Raw genomic sequence first — 7,157 nt, 5'->3', positions numbered from 1 at the left:
CCATCACTGGTGGTCAGTGTCGCGGACGGCCAGCCCTTCGAGGTCTTCGGGTCCACCTTCGCGATCCGTCGGCTGGAGTGGCTACTCGTGGCCTACGGGGTAGTTGCCGCCCTGCTGCTCAGCCGGCGTGCCCTGTCCCACTGGGCCATCCACCGCTACGTCGCTGCCGCGCAGCCGTCGGCCGACCACGAGCTCCGCGCGATCGTCCGTCGTCTCGCGACCAAGCTGCAGATCGAGGCGCCACCTCTGCTGCTGGTTCGCCGCTGTCCCGGAGGGGCGTTCACGACCGGTGTCCGTCGTCCCACGATCGCCATCGACCCGGAGCTGCTCGAGACGCTGGACCCGGGTGAGGTCGAAGGCCTGCTGGCCCACGAGCTGGCCCACATCGCTCGCCGTGACGTGACCGTGAACGCCGTCGTCGGCATCATCCGCGACCTGACGTTCTTCGTCCCGCCGATGTATCTGGCGACCCGCTGGTTGCGCCACGAGCAGGAGCACTCGGCCGACGATCTGGCATCCGACTCCACGGGTCGTCCTGCGGCCCTGGCATCCTCGATCCTGAAGGTCTGGGAGGGAGCCGATCGAGCCGGCACCCGGGTTACGGCCATGGCGTGCGCCACGATGGTGCCATCGCACTCTCTGCCGGTGCCGGGCGGGCTGCCAACCCGGCTGCTGCGGCAGGGAAGCCTCTCCGGTGGTGCACGACAGATCGCCGAACGGGTGGTTCGGCTGATCGAGCGCGCGGCGCCGATCACGCTCCGTCGCCAGCGGCTCGAGTTCACCGTCGCCATGGTGATGGTGATGCTGGCAACCGCCGTCACCGTCGTCCTCCCCGGACAGGTCGAGGGTGAGCTGCTGCTGGGGCAGTGGCGCCGACCGTTGGCTCAGCCGGTTGAGTCACCGGCGCTGACGACGTTCCGGACCATGGCCAGCTCGGGCGCTGTCGCGACGGCTGTGACCACGGCGACCGATGACCACTCCGACGCGCTCGCGGCCACGGAGACGAGGTGCACGGGCTGCCTGCCGGTCGAGTCGGGTCACGAGTGGCGTACCGGCATCTCGCCCATGCTGCCGCTCCGGTCGGGGGGCTGGCAGGCAGGTGGTTGGCCCTGGGAGGCACCGGACACGGTCGCGCCGACCCCGCCCAGCGCCAGACCGCTATGGGGTGTGGACTCGGATCGCGGCCGGGTCGGCATCTACCTCGTGGACAGCTCCCAGGGGTAGTCCGTCGAGGCTGCGATACGATCGTGGGCGTGTTCAACATCGTTCTGGTCGTCCTCCACGTGTTGGTGTCGATCCTGCTGATCCTGTTCATCCTGCTCAAGTCCGGTAAGGGCGGCGGCCTGTCGGACATGTTCGGCGGTGGCGCCGTCGGCGGTGGTGGAGGCTCGACCATCGCTGAGAAGAACCTGGACCGTCTGACGGTGCTGACGGCGGTCGTCTTCGCCGTCACGACCGTGGTGTTGGCGCTGCGGCTGGTCTGACAGACGCCTCTGATCGGATCCTCGCTGATCGGGTCCCCGCAGTACTGGCCGGTGCGCCCTCGTCGCGTCCTCCTGATCCTGGGGCTGGTGCTGCTCCTGGTCGCCTGCGACCCGGACGGACCGGATGTCCCGCTGGGGCCGACGGTGGCGCCGGGCGTGACCTCGGTCGAGCAGTCCGGTGGGTCCTTTCGCTACGGGATCGGCCCGCCACGAGCGATCACGCCGACCCTGGCCCAGAGCGGCGATGATCTCGCCGTCGTCGATGCGCTCTTCGACTCGCTGACGGCGTGGGATGCCCGGGGCCGGGCGGTGCCGTCGGCCGCGAGTTCGTGGGAGGTGTCGGACGACGCGACCGAGTGGACATTCACGCTGCGGCCGGGCAGCACCTTCAGCGATGGGGCGCCGGTCACGGCTGAGGCATTCCGTACAGCCTGGTCGACGCTGAGCGCCGGCGGGCCCTTCGGCTACCTGCTGGCAGACGTGATCGGCCACGGGGCCGTCGCGCGCGGGGAGGTCCCGGTGCTGTCCGGGGTCCGGATCGATGACGAGTTCACCCTCACCGTGTTACTTCGCCGGCCCCGCTCCGACCTCGCTGCCGTCGTCGGCCATCCGGCGCTCGGACCGACCAATCTGACCCAGCGCGCCGCCGATCCTGTCTCGTGGGTCCAGCAGCCTGCCGGCAACGGCCCGTTCGCCGTGACCGAGCCCTACACCGACGCCGACTTCATCCGTGCCAGTGCCGTCGACACCTGGGCCAACGGGCTGCGCGTGGCGGGGAGTCCGACGGAGGTGGTCTTCCGGATCGGTGACCTCGACATCAACTACCTCGCCTTCACACAGGGACGGCGTGACCTGACGGCCGTGCCGCCCGAGGCGCTGGCGGTGGCGGCGGAGGACTTCCCATCACGCGGCGGCGCCTGGAGCGGACCGGGTCTGATCGTCGGTGGCCGGCCCGAGTCCTATGTCCTCGGTGTCAACACCCAGACCCCGCCGTATGACCAAGTCGATGTCCGACAGGCCATCTCACTGGCGTTGGACCGCGAGGCGCTGGCCGACTCGTTGCAGAACGGCAACCTGGCACCCGCGACATCGCTGCTGCCGCCAGCGCTCCCCGGCACGCAGATCGACCAGTGTGATCGCTGCACGCTCGACATCCCCGCAGCGCGCCGATTGCTGCAGGAGGCCGGCGTCCAGCAGCTCGGCTTCGCCTTCAATGCGGGAGGCGGGCACGAAGCCGTCAGGGACGAGCTGCGTGGCGGGCTCAGCCGGGCGGGTGTCGCACTGGTCTCCAATGGACGTGGTCCGGCCCCGCCGCTCCCCGAGTACCAGGACCAACTGCTGGCCGGCACCGTCGGCATCTTCCGCTTCCCACTGGTCGCCGATGTTCCCTCGTCGCTGTCGGTGCTGTTCCCGCTGCTGCACAGCACGCAGGTCCCCGAGCGGGGCGGGATGAACTACATGCGCTACACCAACGCAACGGTTGACTCCCTGCTCGAGCAGGCGGCCAGAACCCTGGACGACGAGTCGCGAGAGTCGCTACTCGACCGGGTGGTGGACCGGGCGGTCAACGTCGACCAGGTGGTGATGCCGGTCTTCAGCACCCAGCACTCGATGGTGGCCTCCGCGGAGATCCGCGGCTTGCGCTACGACCCCCACGGCCTGGTCAACCTGACTGAACTCGTCATCCAGCGCTGAGCCCGCCGTCGAGGGCGTCCCGACCGGCGTCCATGAACGCCTGCTGGCTGGACAGTCCCTCCTCGGCAGTCGGCCGCGACCATGATCCGTCGGACCGCAGATGCCACGCCTGCCGGTCGTCCTGCCAGGTGAGGTCCAGGATATCGTTGAGTTCCTGTTTGAGCTGCGGGTCGAGGATGGGCACCATCGCCTCGACCCGACGATCGAGGTTGCGAACCAGCCAGTCGGCCGAACCGATGTAGTACTCCTCGCCGAACTGCAGGATCCGTTCGTGTTCCAGCAGACGGCCGACGACGGAGATCACCCGGATGTTGTCGGAGATGCCCGGCACGCCGGGGCGCACCCCGCAGATGCCACGGACGATCAAGTCGATCTGCACCCCGGCTCGGCTGGCCTCGTACAGCTGGAAGATCAGCTCGCGGTCGTGGAGGGAGTTGAGCTTCAGCCGGATGCGTCCTGCGCTGCCGAGCTTGGTCTGTTCGGCGATCATCTCGGTCAGGTGCCGACGGAGCGCAACCGGCGCGACCAGCAGCCGCTCGTAGTCGTCGTGACGTGCGTATCCGGTCAGGTAGTTGAAGAGGTGGGTGACGTCCTCGGCGATGGCGTCGTCACAGGTGAGCAGCGCCAGATCGGTGTAGAGCCGGGCGGTCTTGGGATGGTAGTTCCCGGTGCCGATGTGGACGTAGCGGCGCAGGCCGTCGGTCTCCTGACGGACGATCAGGGAGAGCTTGGCATGGGTCTTGAGGCCCACCAGGCCGTACACGACGTGGACGCCGGCCCGTTCCAGCACGCGGGCCCAGCCGATGTTGGCCTCCTCGTCGAAGCGGGCCTTCAGCTCGACCAGCGCAACCACCTGCTTGCCATCCTCCGCTGCCCTGGTGAGCGCCGCGACGATCGGCGAGTCCCCGGAGGTCCGGTAGAGGGTCTGCTTGATGGCCAGCACGGACGGGTCGGCAGCCGCGGAGGTGATGAGGTGCTCCGTCGTCGACTCGAACGACTGGTAGGGATGCCGCAGCAGGATGTCCGCCCGTGCGATCTCGTCGTACATCCGCTCGACGGCCATGGCCGTCCCGTCCTCGCGGGGCTGCAGACGCGGGTGTGGACTGGGCGTCCAGTGGTCGTAGCGGAGGGTTGGCTGGTCGATGTCGGCCAGCTGCGCCAGGTCGGCCCGGCCCATGAGCCCCCGCACCTCGTAGGTGTGGGTCCCGGAGACGTCGAGCTCCTCCTGGAGTCGCTTGACCGTCTGCTTGGGCATGTCGGCGGCCACCTCGAGCCGGACCACAGCGCCGAACCGTCTCCGATTCAGCTGCTGTTGGATGGCCAGCAGCAGATCCTCCGCGTCATCCTCGTCCACCTCGACGTCGGCGTTCCGGGTCACCCGGAACAGGTGGGACTCGGTCACGTCCATGCCGGGGAACAGCGCTTCGAGTTGCCACTGGATGATGTCCTCCAGCGGCACCCACGCGCGGGTCGAGCCTGGCACCTGCCAGAACCGAGGCAGGACGGCCGGGATCTTCACGCGGGCCAGCTTCGTCAAGCCCGTCTTGCGGTCCCGCACGGTGACGGCGAGGGATGTCGCCAGGTTGGAGATGTAGGGGAACGGGTGGCCCGGGTCCACCGCCAGCGGGGTGAGCACCGGGAAGATCTTCTCCTCGAACTGCTCACGCAGCCGGTTGAGGGCCCGCTCGTCCAGATCGGCGGCATGCACCACGCCGACGCCGCGTCGGGCGAGCAGGGGGAGGACCTGCTCGTGCAGGGCCACCGTGGACTGGTCCACCATCGGCCGGACGCGACGGGAGATGGCCTCCAGTTGCTCGAGCGCCGTCAGTCCGTCCGGCGTGCGCTTGCGCAGTCCGGCGGCAACCTGATCCTGGAGGCCGGCGACCCGGACCATGAAGAACTCGTCCAGATTGGAGGAGAAGATCGCGATGAACCGGAGGCGCTCGAGCAGCGGTACGTCGGCATCCATGCCCTGGGCCAGGACCCGGCGGTTGAACTCGAGCCAGGACAGCTCCCGATTGGTGAAGAGCGACGGGTCGTCCAGGTCGACCACGGGTCGCCGACGGAACCGGCCATCCGGCCCACGAGGTTGGGGCGGGCGGGTGCTGGACGGGGACGACACGGTGCGGCTCAGGCTAGTGGACGGGTGATGGTCTGCTGCAATTCTTACAGTCCGCTGACAGCCCCGGTCAGGGGGCACCGAAGTCCCCTCGTACGGCATTGTGTGACGTGATGACCGCAACCGCAGTCGATGCCCCTGCGCCCACCGATCGACGACGGTGGCCGCTTGCGATCTCCGGGCTGGTCGCGACCGCGGTGGCGCTGGGCGCGACCGAGGTTCTTGCGGGTGTGGTAGCGCCCGTTCCGTCGCTGGTCCAGGCCGTCGGGAACGGGGTCATCGATCTGGGGGCCGGGACACCCGTCAAGGACATCGCCATCGCGTTGTTCGGCACGAACGAGAAGAGCGCGTTGGTGATCGGGACCGTAATCCTGGCGCTGCTCTTCGGCACCGGTCTTGGCCTGGCGTCCCGTCACTCACTGGTCCCCGCCACGGTCGGGTTCACCGCGTTTGCTCTGCTGGGGCTCGGAGCCACGTTCGCCAGTCCGCTCGACTCTGCCGCTTGGGCCATCCTGCCGGCAGCCGTCGCGGTCGTGAGCGGTGTGGCGCTACTGCGTTACCTGCTGCAGTTGGATCAGCGGGTGCGGGTGGCCGGCAGTCGTGCCACCTCACCCGAGGCTAAGGCCCGCGCGGACCGTGGACGGCGTGACTTCCTGCGCGTCGCGGTCGGCCTGGCAGCGGTCGGGGGCGTCCTGGGCGCCCTCGGGCGCAGCCTGACCGGCCGAAGCCAGACCTCGGCTGTCCGCAGCACCGTGATCCTGCCCGAGGCTGTCCCGGCACCGGTTGCGGAGGCCAGCACGTCCCTCGACGTCGACGGCATCTCCCCGTTGTTCACGCCGAACGAGCAGTTCTACCGCATCGACACGGCGCTGATGTCACCCACCGTGGACGTCGAGACGTGGTCGCTGCGCATCCACGGATTGGTCGATCGGGGGGTCGAGTTGACCTACGACGATCTGCTGGCCATGGATCAGTTCGAGGGCGATGTGACCATCGCCTGTGTCTCGAACGAGGTCGGTGGGGATCTCATCGGCACCGCGCGCTGGCAGGGCGTGCGCCTGTCGGAGGTGCTCGACCTGGCCGGCGTCGACGCGGAGCAGGCCACGCAGATCGTGGGTCGGTCAGTCGACGGCTGGACGGCGGGGTTCCCAACCGAACTGGCCTTCGACGGGCGGAACGCCATGGTCGCCGTCGCCATGAACGGCGAGCCGCTGCCGGTCGATCACGGATTCCCGGCCCGACTCATCGTCCCCGGCATCTACGGGTACGTGTCCGCAACCAAGTGGCTGTCCGAGATCGAGCTCACCACGTGGGAGCAGTTCGATGGGTACTGGATCCCGCGGGGTTGGGCCAAGGAGGGTCCGATCAAGACGCAGTCTCGGATCGACGTGCCTCGCGGCGGTGCTCAGGTGTCGGCCGGAGAGGTCGCCATCGCCGGGGTCGCCTGGGCCCAGCAGCGGGGAGTCGATCGCGTCGAGGTGTCCATCGACGGCGGTCAGTGGCGGGAGGCCGAGCTGGCCGATGCCGTGAACATCGACACCTGGCGGCAGTGGGTCTACCGCTGGGACGCTGCTCCGGGTGAACACCAGATCCGCGTCCGGGCAACCGATGCGACCGGGGAGACCCAGAGCGAGGACCGCGTCCCGGTTGCTCCCGATGGGGCTGAGGGCTACCACACCCGCGTTGTACGGGTCGCCTGATCGCCTGTCCGCTCACCACTGCACAGCAGTCGGCCACGCTGCCCTGGGGCAGCGTGGCCGAAGACTGTCCGGTCGTGGCGACCGCTAGGTGGGAAGTGGATCGACGTCCGTGCTGCGCACACGTCGTCCAATGACTGCGGTGACTGCCTGCGTGACACG

At 68.8% G+C, this 7,157-nt stretch carries 5 protein-coding genes; 4 read left to right on the top strand and 1 reads right to left on the bottom strand.

Features of this window, described 5'->3' with window-relative positions; translation table 11 throughout:
- The 3 genes from C1746_RS15915 to C1746_RS15905 form a co-directional block, all read left to right on the top strand.
- Positions 1-1,224, top strand: a 1,224-nt coding sequence (locus C1746_RS15915; protein ID WP_162867833.1) for a M56 family metallopeptidase, incomplete at its 5' end; no start/stop codon positions are given.
- Positions 1,225-1,247: 23 nt separating this feature from the next.
- Complete coding sequence (gene secG, locus C1746_RS15910; protein ID WP_414627946.1) at positions 1,248-1,484, top strand: preprotein translocase subunit SecG; 237 nt, start codon at positions 1,248-1,250, stop codon at positions 1,482-1,484.
- Positions 1,485-1,535: 51 nt separating this feature from the next.
- Positions 1,536-3,179, top strand: coding sequence for an ABC transporter substrate-binding protein (locus C1746_RS15905; protein WP_162867832.1), 1,644 nt, complete (start codon positions 1,536-1,538; stop codon positions 3,177-3,179).
- On the opposite strand, the gene ppk1 is transcribed toward C1746_RS15905, so the two are convergent.
- On the bottom strand, positions 3,166-5,232 hold the full coding sequence (gene ppk1, locus C1746_RS15900) for a polyphosphate kinase 1 (RefSeq protein ID WP_205711889.1): 2,067 nt from the start codon (positions 5,230-5,232) through the stop codon (positions 3,166-3,168). The genes C1746_RS15905 and ppk1 overlap by 14 nt on opposite strands.
- Positions 5,233-5,411: 179 nt before the next feature.
- Between ppk1 and C1746_RS15895 the strand changes: the two genes are divergently transcribed.
- The gene (locus C1746_RS15895; RefSeq protein ID WP_116715766.1) at positions 5,412-6,998 is read left to right on the top strand and encodes a molybdopterin-dependent oxidoreductase; all 1,587 of its coding nucleotides are present in this window, start codon (positions 5,412-5,414) and stop codon (positions 6,996-6,998) included.
- The last annotated feature ends 159 nt before the right edge of the window (positions 6,999-7,157 follow it).

Source organism: Euzebya tangerina, from assembly GCF_003074135.1.
In the GTDB taxonomy this organism is placed as follows: domain Bacteria; phylum Actinomycetota; class Nitriliruptoria; order Euzebyales; family Euzebyaceae; genus Euzebya; species Euzebya tangerina.
Note: the sequence above shows the minus strand (reverse complement) of the source record. Positions and strands in the feature narration are given on the sequence as shown.